The 18,911-nt window shown below is 62.3% G+C and carries 20 protein-coding genes; 6 read left to right on the forward strand and 14 right to left on the reverse strand.

The window, feature by feature from the left end; translation table 11 throughout:
* Positions 1-27 precede the first annotated feature (27 nt).
* The 6 genes from ACZIRK_RS30070 to ACZIRK_RS30095 form a co-directional block, all read right to left on the reverse strand.
* On the reverse strand, positions 28-984 hold the full coding sequence (locus ACZIRK_RS30070) for a dihydrodipicolinate synthase family protein (RefSeq protein WP_130228661.1): 957 nt from the start codon (positions 982-984) through the stop codon (positions 28-30).
* 106 nt (positions 985-1,090) lie between these two features.
* Entirely contained in the window at positions 1,091-1,969 is an 879-nt protein-coding gene (locus tag ACZIRK_RS30075; protein ID WP_130228660.1) for an SDR family oxidoreductase, read from the reverse strand.
* 183 nt (positions 1,970-2,152) lie between these two features.
* Positions 2,153-3,013, reverse strand: coding sequence for a MaoC family dehydratase (locus ACZIRK_RS30080; RefSeq protein WP_130228659.1), 861 nt, complete (start codon positions 3,011-3,013; stop codon positions 2,153-2,155).
* A gap of 200 nt (positions 3,014-3,213) precedes the next feature.
* Positions 3,214-3,603: a Zn-ribbon domain-containing OB-fold protein gene (locus tag ACZIRK_RS30085; RefSeq protein WP_130230348.1), complete on the reverse strand. Its 390-nt coding sequence runs from the start codon at positions 3,601-3,603 to the stop codon at positions 3,214-3,216.
* On the reverse strand, positions 3,603-4,760 hold the full coding sequence (locus ACZIRK_RS30090) for a thiolase domain-containing protein (RefSeq protein WP_130230346.1): 1,158 nt from the start codon (positions 4,758-4,760) through the stop codon (positions 3,603-3,605). Before ACZIRK_RS30090 ends, ACZIRK_RS30085 begins: the two co-directional genes overlap by 1 nt.
* 245 nt (positions 4,761-5,005) lie before the next feature.
* On the reverse strand, positions 5,006-8,497 hold the full coding sequence (locus tag ACZIRK_RS30095; RefSeq protein ID WP_130230344.1) for an indolepyruvate ferredoxin oxidoreductase family protein: 3,492 nt from the start codon (positions 8,495-8,497) through the stop codon (positions 5,006-5,008).
* 387 nt (positions 8,498-8,884) lie between these two features.
* Between ACZIRK_RS30095 and ACZIRK_RS30100 the strand changes: the two genes are divergently transcribed.
* Positions 8,885-9,292: a hypothetical protein gene (locus ACZIRK_RS30100; RefSeq protein WP_130230342.1), complete on the forward strand. Its 408-nt coding sequence runs from the start codon at positions 8,885-8,887 to the stop codon at positions 9,290-9,292.
* Between the two features lie 65 nt (positions 9,293-9,357).
* Here ACZIRK_RS30100 and ACZIRK_RS30105 read toward each other — a convergent pair whose 3' ends face one another.
* From ACZIRK_RS30105 to ACZIRK_RS30115, 3 genes are read right to left on the reverse strand one after another with little or no spacing between them, the layout of a single operon-like run.
* A complete protein-coding gene (locus ACZIRK_RS30105) occupies positions 9,358-10,173 on the reverse strand; it encodes an isocitrate lyase/PEP mutase family protein (protein ID WP_130230340.1) in 816 nt (271 codons plus the stop codon).
* A 33-nt stretch (positions 10,174-10,206) separates the two neighbouring features.
* Entirely contained in the window at positions 10,207-10,557 is a 351-nt protein-coding gene (locus ACZIRK_RS30110; protein WP_130230338.1) for an antibiotic biosynthesis monooxygenase family protein, read from the reverse strand.
* Positions 10,558-10,588: 31 nt separating this feature from the next.
* On the reverse strand, positions 10,589-10,897 hold the full coding sequence (locus ACZIRK_RS30115) for an NIPSNAP family protein (protein WP_130230336.1): 309 nt from the start codon (positions 10,895-10,897) through the stop codon (positions 10,589-10,591).
* A gap of 179 nt (positions 10,898-11,076) precedes the next feature.
* Here ACZIRK_RS30115 and ACZIRK_RS30120 point away from each other — a divergent pair, with 179 nt between their 5' ends.
* Together ACZIRK_RS30120 and ACZIRK_RS30125 are read left to right on the forward strand one after the other, a co-directional pair.
* Positions 11,077-11,772, forward strand: a complete 696-nt coding sequence (locus tag ACZIRK_RS30120; RefSeq protein ID WP_028164064.1) for an ArsR/SmtB family transcription factor — start codon at positions 11,077-11,079, stop codon at positions 11,770-11,772.
* Between the two features lie 244 nt (positions 11,773-12,016).
* A complete protein-coding gene (locus ACZIRK_RS30125; RefSeq protein ID WP_080663701.1) occupies positions 12,017-12,241 on the forward strand; it encodes a GCG_CRPN prefix-to-repeats domain-containing protein in 225 nt (74 codons plus the stop codon).
* Between the two features lie 275 nt (positions 12,242-12,516).
* Here the strand turns inward: ACZIRK_RS30125 and ACZIRK_RS30130 are convergent, their stop codons facing one another.
* Positions 12,517-12,687 (reverse strand): hypothetical protein, encoded by a 171-nt coding sequence (locus tag ACZIRK_RS30130; protein ID WP_474418716.1) that lies wholly within the window; start codon positions 12,685-12,687, stop codon positions 12,517-12,519.
* A 421-nt stretch (positions 12,688-13,108) separates the two neighbouring features.
* On the opposite strand from ACZIRK_RS30130, the gene ACZIRK_RS30135 reads away from it, so the two are divergent.
* Entirely contained in the window at positions 13,109-13,570 is a 462-nt protein-coding gene (locus ACZIRK_RS30135) for a VOC family protein (protein ID WP_474418717.1), read from the forward strand.
* A gap of 14 nt (positions 13,571-13,584) precedes the next feature.
* On the opposite strand, the gene ACZIRK_RS30140 is transcribed toward ACZIRK_RS30135, so the two are convergent.
* Both ACZIRK_RS30140 and ACZIRK_RS30145 read right to left on the reverse strand, forming a co-directional pair.
* Complete coding sequence (locus tag ACZIRK_RS30140) at positions 13,585-13,899, reverse strand: DUF4286 family protein (RefSeq protein ID WP_130230332.1); 315 nt, start codon at positions 13,897-13,899, stop codon at positions 13,585-13,587.
* A gap of 75 nt (positions 13,900-13,974) precedes the next feature.
* The gene (locus ACZIRK_RS30145) at positions 13,975-14,322 is read right to left on the reverse strand and encodes a hypothetical protein (protein ID WP_130230330.1); all 348 of its coding nucleotides are present in this window, start codon (positions 14,320-14,322) and stop codon (positions 13,975-13,977) included.
* A gap of 305 nt (positions 14,323-14,627) precedes the next feature.
* Here ACZIRK_RS30145 and ACZIRK_RS30150 point away from each other — a divergent pair, with 305 nt between their 5' ends.
* Positions 14,628-16,061, forward strand: coding sequence for an SIR2 family protein (locus ACZIRK_RS30150; RefSeq protein WP_130231870.1), 1,434 nt, complete (start codon positions 14,628-14,630; stop codon positions 16,059-16,061).
* A 4-nt stretch (positions 16,062-16,065) separates the two neighbouring features.
* On the opposite strand, the gene ACZIRK_RS30155 is transcribed toward ACZIRK_RS30150, so the two are convergent.
* Entirely contained in the window at positions 16,066-17,598 is a 1,533-nt protein-coding gene (locus tag ACZIRK_RS30155) for an acyl-CoA carboxylase subunit beta (protein WP_474418718.1), read from the reverse strand.
* Between the two features lie 146 nt (positions 17,599-17,744).
* Here ACZIRK_RS30155 and ACZIRK_RS30160 point away from each other — a divergent pair, with 146 nt between their 5' ends.
* Positions 17,745-18,155, forward strand: a complete 411-nt coding sequence (locus ACZIRK_RS30160) for a DUF4260 domain-containing protein (protein ID WP_130225549.1) — start codon at positions 17,745-17,747, stop codon at positions 18,153-18,155.
* Between the two features lie 57 nt (positions 18,156-18,212).
* Here ACZIRK_RS30160 and ACZIRK_RS30165 read toward each other — a convergent pair whose 3' ends face one another.
* Complete coding sequence (locus ACZIRK_RS30165; protein WP_130225550.1) at positions 18,213-18,866, reverse strand: carboxymuconolactone decarboxylase family protein; 654 nt, start codon at positions 18,864-18,866, stop codon at positions 18,213-18,215.
* Between the last annotated feature and the right edge of the window lie 45 nt (positions 18,867-18,911).

Below are 18,911 nucleotides of genomic sequence, written 5' to 3' on the forward strand. Positions count from 1 at the left end.
CGCCTCCTCACCATGAGGTGTAAGAATTCAGCCTGCGGCGCTGGACTGCGGCTGCAGGTTGGCGCGGCGGTCGACGCGGGCCACGCGCGACAGGAGGTAATCGACCTCCGCCCTCGCCTGCGGCGTGATCACGGCGCCCGGCTTGCGCTGCGCGCTGGAGGCGATGATGCCGCGCTTCTGCAGCACATATTTGCGCACGGTGAGCCCGACGCCCGGCTGCTGCTCGTAGCGGATCAGCGGCAGATGGGCGTCGAACAGATCATGCGCGGCGTCGCGTTTGCCGGCCTTTGAGAGCTTGACCACGTCGATCAGGAGCTCGGGGAATGCGTAGCCGGTCATCGCGCCGTCGGCGCCGCGCTCCATCTCGAAATCCAGGAACAGGCCGCCATTGCCGACCAGGATGGACAGCGGCCGCAGCGAGCCGTCCTTCTGGAAATTGCGCAGCGTGGTGATCTTCTCCAGGCCGGGCCAATCCTCATGCTTGAGCATCACGCACGATGGGCTGTCCGTCACGATCTTGCGGATCACCGCCGGCGTGAACACCACCGTGAGCGTCAGCGGGTAATCCTGCAGCACCCAGGGAATGTCGTCGCCGATCGCTTCCTGTGCCTGCTTGAAGTAACCGATGATCTGGTCGTCGGTGCGCAGGTGCGGCGGCGGCGCGATCATGACGCCGGCGGCGCCGGCATCCATCGATGCCTTGGCCAGCGATCGCATCGAGGCGAAGCCCGGCGCGGAGACGCCGACGATCACCTGCAGATCCTTGGCGCGCTTGATGAAGCGAAGTGCGACCTGCTCGGCCTCGGCTGCATCCAGCTTCGGCGCCTCGCCCAGGATGCCGAGCACGGTGACGCCGTCGCAGCCGACCTCGGTGTAGAAGTCGCTGAGCCGGTCGATCGAACGCTCGTCGATGCGGCCGCCATCATGGAACGGCGTCGGCGCGATGGCGAAGGTGCCGGCGGCCTGGGCGGTGAGCTTTGTCATTCGTGCCTCTATCCTCTTTCGTCATTCCGGGATCGTCCGAAGGACCAGACCCGGAATCTCGAGGTTCCGGGTTCGCGCTGCGCGCGCCCCGGAACGACTGTGTAACTCAAAACCGCCGCGCACCCATCTTGATCTGCTCCTCGGAGAAGAAGATCTCGTTGGCATGGGCGACGATATCCTCGGCTTTCCAGCCTGTGAACGGCGGCTTCCAGCCTTCCATTTCCATCATCCGCATCTCCCGCACCCCACGCGGGCCGGAGACGCCGAGCACCTTGCCGGTCTGGTCGCCTGACAAATCGCTGACCATGTATAGCACGGCCGGCGCGATGCCGTCCGGGCCAAGCGCGGCACCCGGGTTTTCTTTATAGCGGGGCAGGTCTGCTGTCATGCGGGTCAGCGCGCCCGGGGCCAGCGTCCAGACCCGGATGTTGTATTTGCGGCCCTCGATCGCGAGCACGTTGGAGAAGCCCCAGATGCCGCCCTTGGCCGCGCCATAATTGCTCTGGCCGAAATTGCCGATCAGCCCCGAGGTCGAGGAGGTGTTGACGATGACGCCGCCGCCGTTCTCGCGCATCCAGCGGAAAACCGGCAGCGTGCAGCAGAAGGTGCCTTTGAGATGCACCTTGATCACCCTGTCCCAGTCGGCCTCGCTCGATTTGGCGAAGGTCTGGTCGCGCAGGATACCCGCATTGTTGACGAGGATGTCGGCGCGGCCGAAATTCTTGATGGCATCGTCGAACACCGACTGGCCGCCTTCCAGCGTCGAGATGTCGGCCCCATTGGCGACCGCGCGGCCGCCCTCGGCCTTGATCGCATCCACCACCTGCTGCGCCATCGACTTGTCGGCGCCCGAGCCATCGCGCGGGCCGCCGAGATCGTTGACCACCACCGCCGCGCCCTCGCGTGCGAATAGTCTTGCGTAGGCCTCACCGAGCCCGCCGCCCGCGCCGGTGATCACCGCCACCTTGCCGTCGAGTAATCCCATGGTTGCTTCTCCCGTTTTGTTTTTTCTTCCTCTCCGTCATGGCCGGGCTCGTCCCGGCCATCCACGACTTAGGCGCCATTTGCAACAAAGAACGTGGATGCCCGGGACATCTAGCGCGAAGACGCGCTTCGCGCTTTTGCCCGGGCATGACGAGATAACTCAGAGCGCCTCAACCACGGCCGACTAGCCCAGCACCGTCTTGCCGTTGCGGATCACGGTGACGCCGCGCGATTTCACCTTGGCCTCGAACGAGATCACGTTGCCGTCCTTCCAGAGATCGATCGTCACGGTCTCGCCGGGATAGACCGGCGAAGAGAAGCGCGCGACGTGCTGCTTGAAGGCGGACGGATCGTAATCGGCGTAGGTTTGCAGCACGCCGCGGCAGGTGATGCCGTAGGTGCACATGCCGTGCAGGATCGGCCGCGGGAAGCCCGCTTTCTTCGCGAACTCCGGATCGGAATGCAGCGGGTTGCGGTCGCCGCAGAGGCGGTAGATCAGCGCCTGGTCCGGGCGCGTTGCGATGTCGACGGTCCGGTCGGGCGCGCGCTCGGGCACCTTGTGCGGCTCGGGCTGGCCCTCGGACGGTCCGCCAAAGCCGCCGTCGCCGCGGGCGAAGCGCGAGGCGACCAGCGTGACGAGCTTCTCGCCCTTCTCATCCCTCAGGATGGTCTGGTGGCGGATCACCGCGCCCTTGTCCTTGCCCTTGTCGAACACGTCGAGCACGCTGGAATCAGCGGTGATGTTTGCGGCCGTTGCGAGCGGGTTGTGGAAGCTGATGTCGCGCTCGCCATCGACCACCAGCACGCGGTTGAGGTTCATCTCACCGGGGCCGGCGCCCCAGGCCGCCACTGATGCGAAGGTCGGCACGACCTTCAGCGGACGCGGCGTCAGCGTCGCTTCATTGACGAAAGCGAGTTCGCGCTCGTCCATGGGATCGGCGCCCATGCCGATGCCATAGGCGTAGAGCATCACCTCGCGATCGCCGTAGCTGTACTTCTGGCCGAGATTTTTCAGGGCCATCAGTTGCTCGTAGTTGATCGGCATTTCTCTCGTTCCTCCCGATTCCTTTTCCATCGGCGCTAGTTGCTGCGCCCCCTCCCCTTGTGGGAGAGGGCCGCTCCGCCGCCAGCAACAAGCTCGTTCGGGCGAGGGGTTGCCTCCATGAGCACCTGTGCCTGTGGAGAGAACCCCTCATCCGGCAGCCTGCGGCTGCCACCTTCCCCCACAAGGGGAGAAGGTACTTCTCAGGCCGCCGTGAAGAACGGCAGTGGCGCGCCATCGGTCGGCTTCCACACCACCTTCACCTTCTGGCCGATCCTGATCTTGTCCAGGTCGCAGTCGACGATATTTGTCTGCAGCGACGGGCCTTCCTTCAGCGTGACATAGGCGATCGCGTACGCGCCGGTCGGCGACTTCCGCATCAGGCTGTAGGTATAGACGGTCGCCTCGCCCGAGCTCTCTTCCCACACCGTCTTGTCGGAGAAGCAGAACGGGCAGATCGACCGCGGAAAGTAATGCGGCTCGCCGCAGGCGGTGCAGCGCTTGATCAGGAACTTGCCCTGCTTGGCCGCTTCCCAGAACGGCGCGGTTTCCGGGTTGGTCACCGGCGCATTGTATTTCTTCGCTTCAGTCATCACACGCGCTCCAGAATGCAGGTCGAGGCGGCGTGGCGGACGCCGAGCAGGCCGCCGGTGCCATGCGCGATCGCCAGATCGCAATTCGGCACCTGCACCTTCGGATGCGCTTCGCCGCGGAGTTGCCGGACGGCCTCGAGGATCTTGGTCATGCCGCCGCGGTTGACGGGATGGTTGCTGCAGAGCCCGCCGCCGTCGGTGTTGAACGGCAGTTTGCCGACGCCCGAAATCAGGTTGCCGTCGGCGACGAACTTGCCGCCCTCGCCTTTCTTGCAGAAGCCGAGGTCTTCGAGCTGCATCAGCACGGTGATGGTGAAGCTGTCGTAGATCGAGGCGTATTTGATATCCTTCGGCGTCACGCCCGCTTCCTCGAAGGCGCGCGGACCGGACCACACGCCGGCGGAATACGTCAGATCGAGATCCTTGCCGCCACGCGGGCCCTTCATCGCTTCGCCATGGCCGATCAGGCGCACCAGCGGCTTCTTCAGGCTCTTCGCGATTTCCTCCGTGGTGACGATCATCGCGCCGCCGCCGTCGGTGACGACGCAGCAGTCCATGCGGTGCAGCGGATCTGAAATCATCGGTGAGTTCAGGACGTCCTCGACTGTGACGACCTCCTTCAGCATCGCGTGCGGGTTGTATTGCGCGTGATGGGATGCGGCGACCTTGATCCAGGCGAGTTGCTCGCTGGTGGTGCCGTAATCGTGCATATGGCGCATGGCACACATGCCGTAGGCGTTATGCGTGGTAGCTCCGTAGGCGGATTCGAAATCGGCCTCGGCGCCGGCGGCGCGCGGCGGCATCACGCCGGTGCGCGGCTTGCCGGCGAGCGTCACCAGCGCGATCGAGCATTTGCCGGCAGCAATCGCTTCGGCTGCGTGACCCAGGTGGATCAGGTAGGAACAGCCGCCGGTCTCGGTGGAATCGACGTGCCGCAACTTCTTGGTGTTGAAGCCGAGATAATCGACCATCGGCCAGAGCCCGCCGGGCGCATCGCCGGCGAGGAAATAGCCGTCGATATCGTCCTTGGTGAGCCCCGCATCCTCGATCGCGCCCTTGGCGACCTCGGCATGGAGCTGCGCGGTGGATTTGTCGGGAGCATGCCGGGTGGGATGCTCATAGATGCCGGCAATGTAAGCCTTGCCTTTGATGGTCAACTCGTTCTCCGCTGGCGTTTCTGGTGCGAGCGTTTTTCTGGACCGTCAGGCAGGCCTTGGCAAGCGCGGAAATATTCCGTGCGGCGAGAGGGAGGGCGTAGCCGCCACACGCATCAGACCTCATCCTGAGGAGCCGCGTAGCGGCGTCTCGAAGGATGGCCCTGGGCGACAGCCGGGCCTCATGGTTCGAGACGCGCTACGCGCTCCTCACCATGAGGAGTAAGCAGCGGCGCCGTGGCCCGACGCTACTCCGCTGCCATTTGCCTCGGGGCCGGCGGCGGGTTGGCGAGGTCGGCGGCGAGTTGGGCGTAGCGAGCTTTTGCGTCCTGCACCGCCTTTTCCTTCACCGGGCCGTAGCCGCGGATGCGATCGGGCAGCGAGAGCAACTCGACAGCGGTGTCGACCGTGACCGGCGACAACAGGCCGAGCACGGTCGCGACGTCCTTCTCGTAGCCTGCGATCAAATCGCGCTCGAGCTTGCGGTCGGCGCTATAGCCGAAGAGGTCGAGCGGCGTGCCGCGCAGGAAGCGCAGCCTGGCCAGCACGCGGAAGGCATTCAGCATCCACGGACCGAAGGCGCGCTTCTTCGGGCGGCCCTGGGCGTCGACGCCGCGCGCCAGGATCGGCGGCGCGAGATTAAAGTTGAACTTGAAATCGCCTTCGAACTGCTCGCGGAGCTGGTGCTCGAACCGGCCGTCGGTGTAGAGCCGCGCCACCTCGTACTCGTCCTTGTAGGCGAGCAGCTTGGCATAGTTGATCGCAACCGCCCGCGTCAGCGCTTCGCCATAGCCGCCCTTGGTGGCGGCATCGCGCACCTGATCGACCAGCTTGCGATAGCGTTTTGCCAACCTGCTACTCTGATACGCCGTGAGATGGGCGCTGCGGTGGGCGATGATCTCGTCCAGCGTCATGGCATCCAGCGTCTTCGGCGCGACCGGCTCGTCCTGGTCCTTCATCATCGCGGCCAGCCGCACCGGATCGGCGGCGGCAAGACGGCCGAGCTGGAAGGCCTCCTTGTTCATCTTGATCGAGACGCCGTTGACCTCGATCGCCTGCTCGATCGACGCCGCCGACAGCGGCAACAGGCCCTTCTGATAGGCGTAGCCCATCATCATGATGTTGGTGGCGATGCTGTCGCCAAGCAGGGCTTCGGCCGGCCTGGTGAAATCGAAGAAGGCGGAGTCCTGGCGCAGTGCGTTCTCCAGCACCGAGTTGACCTTGCGAACCTGGAAGTTGAAGTCGCGGTTGAGGATGAAGTCCGCGGTCGGGATCACATGGCTGTTGATGATGCCGGCGGTGCGGCCGGATTCGCACAGCGTGATCGTCTCCTTGGACGCCGCGACCACCTCGTCCGCGGCCAGCACGAGATCGGCGGTGCCGGTGACGATGCGCGAACAGGTAACGTCGGCCGGGTGATCTGATAGCCGGACGTGGCTCAGCACCGCGCCGCCCTTCTGCGCGAGGCCCGACATGTCCAGGATCATGCTGGCCTTGCCTTCGATATGAGCGGCCATGCCGAGCAGCGCGCCGATCGTCAGCACGCCGGTGCCGCCGACGCCGCCGACCGCGATGTTATAGGGCCGATCGAGTGACGGCCGCACGGTGGGCTCCGGCAGGTCACCAATGGCGCCGAGATCCGGCGGCGCGCGGCGGCGCAGCTTGCCGCCATCGACGGTAACGAAGGACGGGCAGAAGCCCTTCACGCACGAATAGTCCTTGTTGCAGGTCGACTGGTTGATGGTGCGCTTGCGGCCGAACTCGGTCTCCAGCGGCTCGACCGAGATGCAGTTCGACTGCACCGAGCAGTCGCCGCAGCCCTCGCAGACGGCGGGGTTGATCAGCACGCGGCGCTGCGGGTCCTCCATCAGGCCGCGCTTGCGGCGGCGGCGTTTTTCAGCGGCACAAGTCTGCACGAACACGATCGCGGACGTGCCCTTGAACTCGCGGCACGCCTTCATGACGTTCTCAAGCTCGTCGCGATGGGCGAGCTTCACGCCGGGCGCGATGGTGCCGGCCGGATAGGCGTCGGGATTCTCGGAGACGAGGTAGATCTCGCGAATGCCTTCGGCGTGGAGCTGGAAGGTGATCTGCTGCGGCGACAGATCGCCGTCGTGACGCTGGCCGCCGGTCATCGCGACCGCGTCGTTGTAGAGGATCTTGTAGGTGATGTTGGCCTTGGAAGCGACGGCCTGCCGGATCGCCAGAATGCCGGAATGGAAATAGGTGCCGTCGCCGAGATTGGCGAAGATGTGGTTCTCGTTGGTGAACGGCGCGATGCCGACCCACGGCACGCCCTCCCCGCCCATATGCGTGAAGGTCTCGGTGTTGCGGTTCATCCACAGCGCCATGAAGTGGCAGCCGATGCCGGCCATCGCGCGGCTGCCTTCCGGCACCTTGGTCGAGGTGTTGTGCGGGCAGCCCGAGCAGAAATACGGGACGCGGGCGATCGGGGATGTCGCCTGCATTTGCGTCGCCTGGCGGCCGTTGAACCAATCGGCCTTGGCGCGCAGCATCTCGGCGATCTCAGGGTTGAGATTGAGCCGAAGCAGGCGCTCGGTCAGCGAGCTCGCGAGCGAGGCGACGCTGAGCTCGGCAGCGAAAGTAAGGAAGCGCTTCTCGTGCTCGTCCATCTTGCCGACGATGCGCGGGCGGACGTCGTCGCGCCAGTTGAAGAGTTCCTGCTTGACCTGGTTCTCGACGATCTCGCGCCGTTCCTCGACGATGAAGATCTCCTCCAGGCCGACGGCAAAGTTGCGCACGCCTTCCGGCTCCAGCGGCCAGGGCATGCCGATCTTGTAGAGGCGGATGCCGATCTTGGCGGCGATCTCCTCCGTGATGCCGAGTTCGCGCAGCGCCTGGCGGATATCCTCGTAGCTCTTGCCTGAGGCCATGATGCCGTAGCGCGCGTTCGGCGAATCCATGGTGATGCGGTTGACCTTGTTGGCGCGGGCAAAAGCGATCGCCGCATAGCCCTTGTAGTCCTGCAGGCGCCGGTCCTGCTCGAAGCGGTCGTCGGGCCAGCGGATGTTCAGGCCATCAGGCGGCAGTTCGAAATCGGTCGGGATCACGAATGGCGTCATCTCGTCGCTGAGGTCGATCTCGGCCGTGGTCTCAACCGTCTCCGTGATCACCTTCATGCCGACCCAGCAGCCGGAGTAACGCGACATCGCGATGCCGAGCAGACCCATCTCGATCATCTCGTGGATGCTGGACGGATAGAGATAGGGCATCAGCGCCGAGATGAAGGCGTGGTCGGACTGGTGCGGCACAGTGGAGGATTTGGCGCCATGGTCGTCGCCGGCCAGACACAGCACGCCGCCATGCTTGGCGGAGCCCGCCGCATTGCCGTGGCGGAACACGTCGCCGCAACGGTCGACGCCTGGGCCCTTGCCGTACCAGATGCCAACCACGCCGTCGTAGTTGGCGCCGGGCGAGAGGTGGAGCTGCTGCGAGCCCCAGACCGCCGTGGCAGCCAAGTCCTCGTTCACGCCAGGCTGGAACTTGATGTTGTACTGCTCAAGATGGTGCTTCGCCGCAAAGAGCTGCTGGTCGTAACCGCCAAGCGGCGAGCCGCGATAGCCGGAGATGAAGCCCGCGGTGTTGAGGCCGGCTGCACGGTCGCGGCGGATCTGCGCCATCGGCAGACGGACCAGGGCCTGGATGCCGGTCAGAAAGATATGGCCGGTGCCCTGAGTATACTTCTGGTCGAGACTGATCGGACCTTGGTTGATTCCCATCTAAGCCCTCGTAATCCTTGGTCGCAGCGACTGATTTTAGCTAGTCATCCAAGCGCCTTAGAACCAGTCTATGTCGGTTTTCAAAGGCCGCGCAGCACAATTCTGTGCTGAAACAGCTCGCTTTCGAAGTTCGCAATTTCGTGCCTGGAATGACCGGGTTTGTTTTCGCTTCGTGCGCCGGAGGGGTGTTGCGCGAAACGCCGTAAGGTACCCGGAAGGCCGACAGCAGGTGGGCGGATGCAGGCATGGCGTCAAACGGCCGGCGCGATTCTCGCTCAAGTGTTTTTGTGCAGTGCATTCTTCTTCGACGAAGACGTGCAGCACGCAGGGACCGGGAACGTCAGGGAGCGCTCGCGAGTTGTAACTTAGGCTAACGGAGGAACCCCAATGGCATACCAACCGAATGACCCTGACCGCAGCAATATGACCGAGGACGAGATCCGCCATCAGGCGCGTCTCAACAATCTGGACAATGAGTTGCAGCCGGATCCGGAGCTTGCCGAGGGCCCGGCCAGTGGTGCGAAGATCGCGATGTTCGCGATTGCGATCGCGGTGGTGCTTGGCGCAGTGTTCTATGGCCTGAACAACACGTCCGTTAACAATGCCGGCACGACGCCGCCATCGCAGAGCGCGCAGAACCAGCCGGCCAACCCCGCATCTCCATCGACCACGCCGAAGGCCAACACCGAACCCGGCACGACGACGGGCGCGGCGACTAACCGCCCGACACCACCGCAGTCGAATCCGACCGGCCAGGAGATCGACCGTTCGGCCAAGCCGGACAGCAATAAGTAAGAGGTATCGACACTCTCGAGGCACGGCGGGCATCGATCCGCCCGCCGTGTTTCTTGTGAGAACTGCTACTTGAACATCTTGTTGAGCTCGCCGCCGGGATAGCCGTGGGCGAGTTCGGTGAAGGTCCCCTGCTCCGCCATCTCGCGTGCGGCTTTCATGAAGCCGGCCCAGGCGTTGCGCGCCAGCGATCCGCCGACGCTGATGCGGCGCACGCCGAGATCGGTCGCTTCCTGCAGCGACAGGCCGGAGGCGCCGATCAGGAGATTGACGGGCTTGGGATGCACCGCCTTCACGACCGCCGCGATCTCGTCCCTCGTCTTGATGCCGGGCGCATAGAGGCAATCGGCGCCGGCGGCGGAATAGGCTTGCAGCCGCTCAATGACGAGATTGAGATCGTTCCGTCCCCACAGGAAGGCCTCGCAGCGGCCGGTGAGCAGGACGCCGCTATCCTCGGCGTCGATCGCCTTGCGCGCGGCCTTGATGCGTTCGACCGCCAGGCTGGAGTCGTACAGCGGCTTTGCCGCATCGCCGGTCGAGTCCTCGATCGAGAGTCCCGCAACCCCTGTCCTGACGCCGCGGGCAACGTTGGTTGCAACGTTGTCCGGCTCTACGGCAAAGCCGCCTTCGAAATCGGCGTTGACGGGCAGATCGACGGCGGCGCAAAGCGCCGTCAGATGGCCCACGACATCATCGACCGTGACGCGGTTGTCTGCCTTGCCGATGGTCCAGGCAAAGCCGGCGCTGGTGGAGGCGAGCGCCTTGAAACCGAGTTGCTGCAGTGCGCGGGCGCTGCCGACGTCAAAGGGATTGGGCAGGATGAAGCAGCCGCTCTCATGCAGCTTCCTGAACGCAGCGCGCTTCTCGGCAATCGTGACCGGCATGTTTGCTCTCCTTTCGATGATTGGTATTGCGAGCTAGTGCGGCTCATGAACGGCACGGCTGTCCCTGGGCGCCTGCGCGCGATCGTTCATGCCGTAGTCGCGGATCACACTGGCGATCCGGATCCGGTAGTCCTCAAATATGACCGCGCGGCCCTTCGCCTGAGACCTGCGATGTTCCACCACATTGCGCCAGGCCTCGACGGCGGCTTCATTGCGGAAGAACGATATCGACAGGAACTTTCCCTTCTCGGTCAGGCTCTCGAAGCGCTCCACGGAAATGAAGCCGTCAATGCTCTCCAGGATCGGCCGCAACTCGGCGGCAAGATCGAAATATTGCTGCCGAAGTTCGGGCTTCGGCCAGACCTCGAAGATCACGGCAATCATCGGCACCTCCCTCGTTCCGGAAGGCGACAGTCTACAACGTAACCGGCCGCAAAAAAGTCCGCTCTTCGGCCAGGATGAATTTCTGTTCCTCGGCGAAGTTGAAATTGGCCATGCCTTCGGCGTCCTCGCGCAGCCGTGCGCGATAGGCCTCGTAGGCGGCAAGGCTTTCGAACGAGATCAGCGCAAAGGCGATGTTGTTGGTGCCCTCATGCGGCATGAAGTAGCCGATCAGATCGCCCCCGCATTTGGGAATGATGGTGAGCCAGCGCCTGGAATATTCCTCGAACTGCGCGCGTTTGAAGGGATCGAGCTCGTAGCGGATGAACGCGGTGATGGTCATGGGTTGCTCCCACAGCTTGCGTCGTTGCGGGCGAAGGCGGAAGCATCCGTCCGCGCACGCGGAATGATGGACCGCCTCGTCGCCACCGGTGCGACACCTCGCACCGGTGCGACACTTCGATCAGGTTGCGCGAATGATAACGCCTTGCTCGACGCTAATGCTTCGGCTAAGATCGAAGTATGAAAGCTGGTCCTGACATCGCCATGGTCGCGTCGCTGGTCGGCGACCCTGCGCGCGCCAACATGCTCACCGCGCTGTTGAGCGGCCGGGCACTTACCGCGAGCGAGCTTGCGCAGGAAGCTGGCATTACGCCGCAGACCGCGAGCTCGCATCTGTCCAAGCTCGAAACTGGCGGGCTGATCGAGCCGGAAAAGCAGGGCCGCCACCGCTATTACCGCCTCACCGGCACCGACGTCGCAGGCGTGCTGGAGGGGCTTGCGGGGCTTGCCGCGCGCGCCGGCCACATGCGCGTGCGCACCGGGCCGAAGGACCCCGCGCTCCGCCGCGCGCGGATCTGCTACGATCACCTCGCGGGCGACCTCGGCGTTCAGATGCTCGACAGCATGAAGAAGCAGCGGCTGATCCGGCAGAGCAAGGACGCGATGGAGCTGACCGGCGAAGGCAAGCGCTTCATCGCGAAGGCGCTGCAGATCGACGCCGACGCGCTACTCCATCCTCGCCGCCCCGTATGCAAGGCGTGCCTCGATTGGAGCGAGCGGCGGCATCATCTGGCGGGCACGCTGGGCGCTGCGATCATGGAGCGCTTCACCGAGTTGAAATGGGCGGCGCGCGACACGACGCCGGGCAGCCGCGTGGTGAATTTTTCGCGGAACGGCGAAAAGCGATTTGCTGCGCTATTCGGGACTGGCGAATAGCGGCACGCGAGCGCAGCGAAGAACTGGCGCCGTCATTGCTTCGTCATTTGCACCGGCAAATGCTGCAGAACGCTAACTTGGTAGCAGGTTTCTTTGCTCCACGGTAAGAAGTAACCGCTCCGTTCACATCGCATTCAGCCCTGGAAACTATGCTCCGCGACAAGTGATGCGGCGTCTGCGACACTCCAGCGCGGCGAATCACTGTCGCATTCGAGTGCGGCGAGAACTCAATGGGAGAAAAAGAATGAAGTATGTTCTGGCGGCGGCTGTCGTTGCGGCTGGCATGGTCGCGAGCTTCAGCTCCGCAAACGCGGCGGGCGGTTGCGGCCCCGGCTTTCACCGTGGTCCGTATGGCGGTTGCCGACCCAACCGCGCCGTCTACGTGCGGCCTGCACCGAGAATGGTGGTGGCGCCTCGCGTCTGCCCCCGCGGCTTCATTTGGCGCCATGGCCGTTGCCGGCCTTTCTAAACTTGTCGTTAAAGCGTAGAGCGTTTTCGAGCGAAGTGGACTCCGGTTCGCATAGCAATCAAGTTTACGCAGATTGCGTAGACTTATCTGCGCAGAAAACGCGTCAAAACTAGAATCTAGAGCTTCGGATCTGATTCCATCAGAGCCGAAGCTCTAGTCGAACAAAGCTCGGCCAATCAGATGGCCGAGCAGAGCGCGCTAAACTTTAGTGGCCAAACGATAGTGGGCAGGGACTGCGGCTCGCGGTCCCTGCCCTTTTTCGATTAGTGGGCCTGCTAGACTAGATTGGCCTCACCAGCGACGCCCGTGCCGACGGTGCCAGTGGCGATGGCGATGGCGCCAGCCCCGGTGAGGATGCCAGTGGCGACGATGTCCATGACCTCCATGCCCATGACCGCGATGCCCGTGACCGCGATGCCCGTGACCGCGATGCCCGTGACTGCCATGCCATTGCACCTGTTCGGGCTTGAGCTTTTCAACTTCATCGCCGGTGGAAACCGCAGGATGGGCATCCGGGCTGGAAGGCCGCCGCGCGTCTTCGCTTAGTGGCATCATCGCCGCGGCTTGCGCGGTTGCAGCAAAGGTTGCCACACCTGCGGCAGCGCCCAATGCAATCTTCAAAAAGTGGCGGCGTTCCATGAACATTGTCCTTTTCTTGCTCAGCATGTGATGCTCGAACAGTGTCGCCGCCGTGAGATGAATGCCCGCTGAACTTTGCGCGTGCGCTGGGCGCGACAAAAAGCGCCGCGGCAATCGCGCGCGCCTCTGCATCCGCGGACTCGCCACGATCTTTTTTTGCCGGCACGATGCGACCAAAATGGACGCTCGGCGTTAACCGGGTCAGCTCCAATTCCGAAGGAGAACGCCATGGCGGCAAAGGCGCGACCGACTCCAGACGGGTTTCACACCGTGACGCCTTATCTTATCGTGGAGGGTGCCGAGAAGATCATCAGCTTCCTGGAGCAGGCGCTGGGTGCCCGAAAGCACCACGAGCCGACCCCGCGGCCCGATGGCACGATCATGCACGCGACGCTCAGGATCGGCGATTCCATGGTGATGATTGCCGATGCCTGCGAGCACGCCAAGGCCATGCCCGCCATGCTCTATCTCTACGTGCCCGACGTCGACACCGCCTACCGCTGCGCCATCGAGGCCGGCGCGACCTCGATCATGGAGCCGGCGGACCAATTCTACGGCGACCGCACCGGCGGGGTGAAGGATGTCGCCGGCAATAGCTGGTTCTTCGGCACACACATCGAGGACGTCGCACCCGACGAACTGAAGAAGCGCGCGACGGAGATGTTCAAGAACCAGGGCAAGGCGGCGTAGGCGCGACGCGGCGATCAGGCCGCAATCTCCTCCGCCAACACCAGCACCTCACGCGTGCGCGTGACGTCAGGCCAATCGCGATTGAAGTCGGCAATCAGCCGTTTCATCTCCTCGCCGTTGACCGCGCGCTCGAGTGAGGTCTGATCGGCAAACTGATAGGTCGCCAAATGCTGCGACGGATCCGTCGCGCTCCAATACCGCCACGCCTTCTGCGCCTGGAACGATTTCAGCGCATCCGGCAAATGCTCGCGCGAATACCAGGCATCGAACGCGGCACGTTTCGCGGGGTCGGTGACGGTGGCACGGACGATGAAGAGAGTGGTGGGCATGTGATCCTCCGGCGGGTATTCGCTCCAAGGATAGCTCGTTATTGTGCCGACGACACCTGTTCACAAGTCAGCGCATCACATCAGTTTCTTGGGCGCATCACCGACCGGCCGAAGATGGATCCTGCCGATCAGTTGCAAGCGGCGCGCCTCGGCGGCGGAGATGGCGCTGTCGGTCTGTCGCAATGTGCTGACATTCGATCCCAACGACACGATCCCGCCCAGCACCATGGCGATCGATCCAAGTGCTGCGACCTGACCTAATCCAAACAGGCCGACGAGTGCGATAAGCAGCAATGTGATACCGCCGGCAATCGCTGCCTTGGAAGCCCGAATGAACTTCCGACATCGTTCGGCGCTCTCGGCAAGCTCCTCGATCCGCGCTTCGATCTCTGAAATCTCGTCTTCTGGATCGACTTCGGTCATGGGTTCAAGATCGAGGGGGTTGGTCGCGAACCGACTATAACCCTAGGGCAGACCAACCACTGCCCAATCCACCGAAGTTCTCTTCAAGAAAGACGGCGTGTTGCGCTTCGCTCAGCTGTCTTACCTTGTCTATGGCCGCCGCACCGTTGCCCCTAGCCCGTTATCCTCATACAGTCCGATTTTCAACCCAAAAACTGCCCCCTTCGATTGCCGCCGAGCTCGATTCCGAGCAAACTGCCTCGCCACGCGCTCAAGTAGACGAATTCACAGCGTCCTCTCACCTAATCTCGTGCAACGATCAAGCGATGAAGACTTGGCCTCGAAAACGGCAGACGTTAACTTTCTCGGCTGAAATCAACGGCGACAACTGCCAATGCGAATTCTGCAAGAGAAACAAATCATTTGAAGCGCCATCCGAACTTCTGGATGCATTCTTAGATGGATCAGTACTTCTGTTCGCTGGCGCTGGCATCAGCACCGAAGCGCCGGGCGTGATGCCGAACACCCTATATAGCGAAATTAACTACATCCTTGGCGGCACCACACATGACCGTGCCTTTCCTGATTTGATGGAGGACTTTTGCTCATCACCATCAGGAAAAATTGGACTGATCCAGAAGATCAAGGAGCATTTTGATTACGCCTATTCACACGGTCAAATCTATCGCAACGCGACACGGTTTCATCGAGAGTTAGCTACATTCTTTCCACTAGACACTGTGGTAACCACCAATTGGGATGACTACTTCGAACAACATTGCGCGGCCACCCCATTTATCGAGGACCGCGATCTTGGACTTTGGGCAGCAGCCGAACGGAAGGTAATCAAGATTCACGGATCCATATCGAATTTCGGATCAATCGTTGCCACGCGCTCGGACTATAAAGCCTGTGAGACCCGTTTACAGATCGGATTGTTGGGAGCTCACCTTAAGTCGCTACTGGCCACACGCAACGTAGTCTTCATCGGCTATTCGCTAAGAGATGATGATTTCCTCCAAATTTACGGAGGTGTTCTCGACGCGCTACGCGATTTTCGCAGACAGGCGTACTTTGTTGCCCCCAACATCTCAGCTTCCGATCGGCAGAGATTGAGCGAGCTAAACTTAAACCTCATCGAAACAGACGGGACATTTTTCGTTGAGCAGATCAAGGCACACGCCACAACGAAGATTTGTCTCTGTTCGGACGTTATGTATGAAGAGGTCGAGGGCATCCTCGCACTAACGAGAAGAGCACATAGCTGGCTTCATGACACTTATAATGCAATCAAGTACCCTCAGATACTATTTTGCTCCTGGTACCAGGATGGCATGCTCCATGCCTTAGAGAGAATTCTGCGCCTTCGTAAGACTGGAATCTATTCAGACCGCCATCGCCTCATTGGCTCGTTCCGTTCGTACCATGCATATGCGGAGCAGTATCGCAAAATTCGCAACTACTCCGATTCAGCATACTGTTACGGCTATGCAAATGCATACCTATACGCATCGCTGGATGACAAGGAGCGAAGCGAACTTACTCCACCAATTTTCTTTTACTTTGATTGCGAGATTGAAACGGCGGCAAAATACAAGCGGGCATTGAAACGCCTGCCTGAACTTCACAAGTCAGCGTTCAAATACGCGCAGCGAATCGCGGCTAGGCATCCCCATCTCGAAACTCATGTTCTCGACCATAAAGACCAACTTGATCTAAGCCAGATATATCCATTCAATAAGCTCGACAGCGCCGATTGAAGCCTCATAACGGCAGATTGTCGTGCTTCTTCACGGGGATCTCGACCTTCTTGTCCTTGAGCATCGCGAGCGCCCGTGCGATCCGGCGCCGCGTCGAATGCGGCATGATGACATCGTCGATGTAGCCGCGCTCGGCGGCGATGAAGGGGGAGAGGAAGCGGTCTTCGTATTCCTTGGTGCGCGCGGCGATCTTGTCGGGGTCGCCGATGTCGGAGCGGAAGATGATCTCGACCGCGCCCTTGGCCCCCATCACCGCGATCTGCGCCGTCGGCCAGGCATAGTTCATGTCGGCGCCGATCTCCTTCGAGGCCATGACGTCGAAGGCGCCGCCATAGGCCTTGCGGGTGATGATGGTGACGAGCGGCACCGTGCATTGCGAGTAGGCGAACAGCAGTTTTGCGCCGTGCTTGATCAGGCCGCCATATTCCTGCGCGGTGCCGGGCAGGAAGCCGGGCACGTCGACGAAGGTGACGATCGGGATGTTGAAGGCATCACAGAAGCGGACGAAGCGCGCGGCCTTGCGCGAGGCGTCGCTGTCGAGCACGCCGGCGAGCACCATCGGCTGGTTGGCGACGAAGCCCACGGTGCGGCCGGCGATGCGGCCGAAGCCGGTGACGATGTTCTTGGCGAAGGTCTCGGAGATCTCGAAGAAGTCGCCCTCGTCCACGACCTTCAGGATCAATTCCTTGATGTCATAGGGCTTGTTCGGATTGTCGGGGATCAGCGTATCCAGGGACAGGTCGACCCGGCCGATATCGTCGAAGCTTGGCCATTCGGGCACGCCGTCGGTGTTGTTCGACGGCAGGAAGTCGATCAGCCGGCGCATCTGCAATAGCGCGTCGACGTCGTTCTCGAACGCGCCGTCGGCGATCGAGGAGCGCGTCGCGTGCACCGAGGCGCCGCCGAGTTCCTCCGCCGTCACCACCTCGTTGGTCACGGTCTTCACCACGTCGGGGCCGGTCACGAACATGTAGCTGGTGTTCTTCACCATGAAGATGAAATCGGTCATCGCCGGCGAATAGACGTCGCCGCCGGCGCACGGGCCCATGATGACGGAGATCTGCGGGATCACGCCGGAGGCGACGACGTTGCGGCGGAACACGTAGGAATAGCCGGCCAGCGCGGCGACGCCTTCCTGGATGCGGGCGCCGCCGGCGTCATAGAGGCCGATGATCGGCGCCCTCGCCTTCATCGCCATGTCCTGGAGTTTTGTAATTTTCAGCGCGTGTGTCTCCGACAGCGAGCCGCCGAACACGGTGAAATCCTTGGCGAAGACGAAGGTCCTGCGGCCGTTGACGGTGCCCCAGCCGGTGACGACGCCGTCGCCGGGAACCTTGGTCTTCTCCATGCCGAACTCGATCGAGCGGTGCTCGACGAACATGTCGAATTCCTCGAACGATCCCTTGTCGAGCAGCAGCTCGATGCGCTCCCGTGCGGTCAGCTTGCCGCGGGCATGCTGCGCCTCGATGCGCTTCTCCCCGCCGCCCAGCTTTGCGCCGGCGCGCCGCTCTTCGAGGGTGTCGAGGATATCTTTCATTTGCTTCCGCCCGCATTAGCTAGTGATTGGGTGCTGGAACCCGCGCGGGGTTCTAACACGGCATTTTCTGAACCGGAAACCACCTTCTTGCCCCGAATCCCGGGCACCGGCGGTATCTGATCAGCGCAAATTGGGGGAGAAAGACCATGGATAACACGACAGCTGAGGCCGGCTCGGTCACGGGCGGCGTTCGCCTATTGCTCAGGCTGGAAGGCCTGACGCTGTTTGTGGGCATGACGGTGCTGTACGGGGTCTGGGGCGGCTCGTGGTGGGTCTACGCGATCCTGTTCCTGGCACCCGATTTGAGCTTCGCCGGCTATGCATTCGGCCCCAAGGAGGGCGCGGTCATCTACAATGCCGCCCACAGCTACATGGCGCCCGTGGCCCTGATGACCGTTGGCTTTGCCACCGCCGAGCCGCTGGTGCTCTCGATCGCAATGATCTGGCTCGCCCATATCGGCATCGACCGCGCGCTCGGCTACGGACTGAAATATCAGGCGGGATTCGGCTTCACTCACATGGGACGGATCGGAAAGGCGAAGTCACCTCAGACCTGATCATTTGGCGGCCGGGACGATCCCGGTTGTTCACCGCCCTCGTTCGCCGCCGCTCCATCACTCCCCCACCTTGAAAGGCTCCTCCTTGCCAGGCGGCACGGTCTCCTCCGCCATGGCAAGCATCATCGCGACCATGACATAGTTGCCGGCGACCGCGGTCAAATCCACGATCTGCTGATCGTTGAACACCTTCTTCGTCCGCGCATAGGTTTCGTCGGATACCTTCTTGGTGGTGGTGAGCTCAGTGACGAAGTCATAGACCGCGGCCTCATCCTCGGCCATGTGCGACGGTCGCTTGTTGGCTTTCAGCTCGGCAATGATATCGGGTGACAGGCCGGCCTTGGCCGCGAGCGGTGCATGCGCGAACCATTCGACCTGCGAGCGCCATTGCCGGCCGATGATCAGGATTGCAAATTCATTGAGCTTGGTCGGGACCGAGGTCTGCCAGCGCAAATAATAGAACAGGTCGAACAGCCGCTGGCCGAGCACGGGGCTGCGGATCATCGGGTTGTAGGGGCCGCCGATGCCGACGCTCGAGACCTTCATAATCTGCTCGCCGAGCGGACGCTGCTTTTCGTCAAGCTGGTCCATGGTGAGCTGCGGAAAGCGCGGCTCCTTGCTGGTCGCCGGCGCGGCAAACATCGTGGCCGCGAACCAGCCGCCGGCGGCGGCAAGTGTGAGCGACGAGAGCCAGACTGAAGCAGAATGCATGGTTTCCTCCGTACGATTTTTCGTTGTACGGAGATGCTAGTCTGG

This window comes from Bradyrhizobium sp. Leo114, from assembly GCF_055229415.2.

Bases quoted from the DNA above. Each gene is read 5' to 3' on its own strand.
- ACZIRK_RS30070 (WP_130228661.1), bottom strand. From the start codon at position 984: ATGACAAAGCTCACCGCCCAGGCCGCCGGCACCTTCGCCATCGCGCCG.
- ACZIRK_RS30075 (WP_130228660.1), bottom strand. From the start codon at position 1,969: ATGGGATTACTCGACGGCAAGGTGGCGGTGATCACCGGCGCGGGCGGC.
- ACZIRK_RS30080 (WP_130228659.1), bottom strand. From the start codon at position 3,013: ATGCCGATCAACTACGAGCAACTGATGGCCCTGAAAAATCTCGGCCAG.
- ACZIRK_RS30085 (WP_130230348.1), bottom strand. From the start codon at position 3,603: ATGACTGAAGCGAAGAAATACAATGCGCCGGTGACCAACCCGGAAACC.
- ACZIRK_RS30095 (WP_130230344.1), bottom strand. From the start codon at position 8,497: ATGGGAATCAACCAAGGTCCGATCAGTCTCGACCAGAAGTATACTCAG.
- ACZIRK_RS30100 (WP_130230342.1), top strand. From the start codon at position 8,885: ATGGCATACCAACCGAATGACCCTGACCGCAGCAATATGACCGAGGAC.
- ACZIRK_RS30105 (WP_130230340.1), bottom strand. From the start codon at position 10,173: ATGCCGGTCACGATTGCCGAGAAGCGCGCTGCGTTCAGGAAGCTGCAT.
- ACZIRK_RS30110 (WP_130230338.1), bottom strand. From the start codon at position 10,557: ATGATTGCCGTGATCTTCGAGGTCTGGCCGAAGCCCGAACTTCGGCAG.
- ACZIRK_RS30115 (WP_130230336.1), bottom strand. From the start codon at position 10,897: ATGACCATCACCGCGTTCATCCGCTACGAGCTCGATCCCTTCAAACGC.
- ACZIRK_RS30120 (WP_028164064.1), top strand. From the start codon at position 11,077: ATGAAAGCTGGTCCTGACATCGCCATGGTCGCGTCGCTGGTCGGCGAC.
- ACZIRK_RS30125 (WP_080663701.1), top strand. From the start codon at position 12,017: ATGAAGTATGTTCTGGCGGCGGCTGTCGTTGCGGCTGGCATGGTCGCG.
- ACZIRK_RS30130 (WP_474418716.1), bottom strand. From the start codon at position 12,687: ATGGCAGTCACGGGCATCGCGGTCACGGGCATCGCGGTCACGGGCATC.
- ACZIRK_RS30135 (WP_474418717.1), top strand. From the start codon at position 13,109: ATGGCGGCAAAGGCGCGACCGACTCCAGACGGGTTTCACACCGTGACG.
- ACZIRK_RS30140 (WP_130230332.1), bottom strand. From the start codon at position 13,899: ATGCCCACCACTCTCTTCATCGTCCGTGCCACCGTCACCGACCCCGCG.
- ACZIRK_RS30145 (WP_130230330.1), bottom strand. From the start codon at position 14,322: ATGACCGAAGTCGATCCAGAAGACGAGATTTCAGAGATCGAAGCGCGG.
- ACZIRK_RS30150 (WP_130231870.1), top strand. From the start codon at position 14,628: ATGAAGACTTGGCCTCGAAAACGGCAGACGTTAACTTTCTCGGCTGAA.
- ACZIRK_RS30155 (WP_474418718.1), bottom strand. From the start codon at position 17,598: ATGAAAGATATCCTCGACACCCTCGAAGAGCGGCGCGCCGGCGCAAAG.
- ACZIRK_RS30160 (WP_130225549.1), top strand. From the start codon at position 17,745: ATGGATAACACGACAGCTGAGGCCGGCTCGGTCACGGGCGGCGTTCGC.
- ACZIRK_RS30165 (WP_130225550.1), bottom strand. From the start codon at position 18,866: ATGCATTCTGCTTCAGTCTGGCTCTCGTCGCTCACACTTGCCGCCGCC.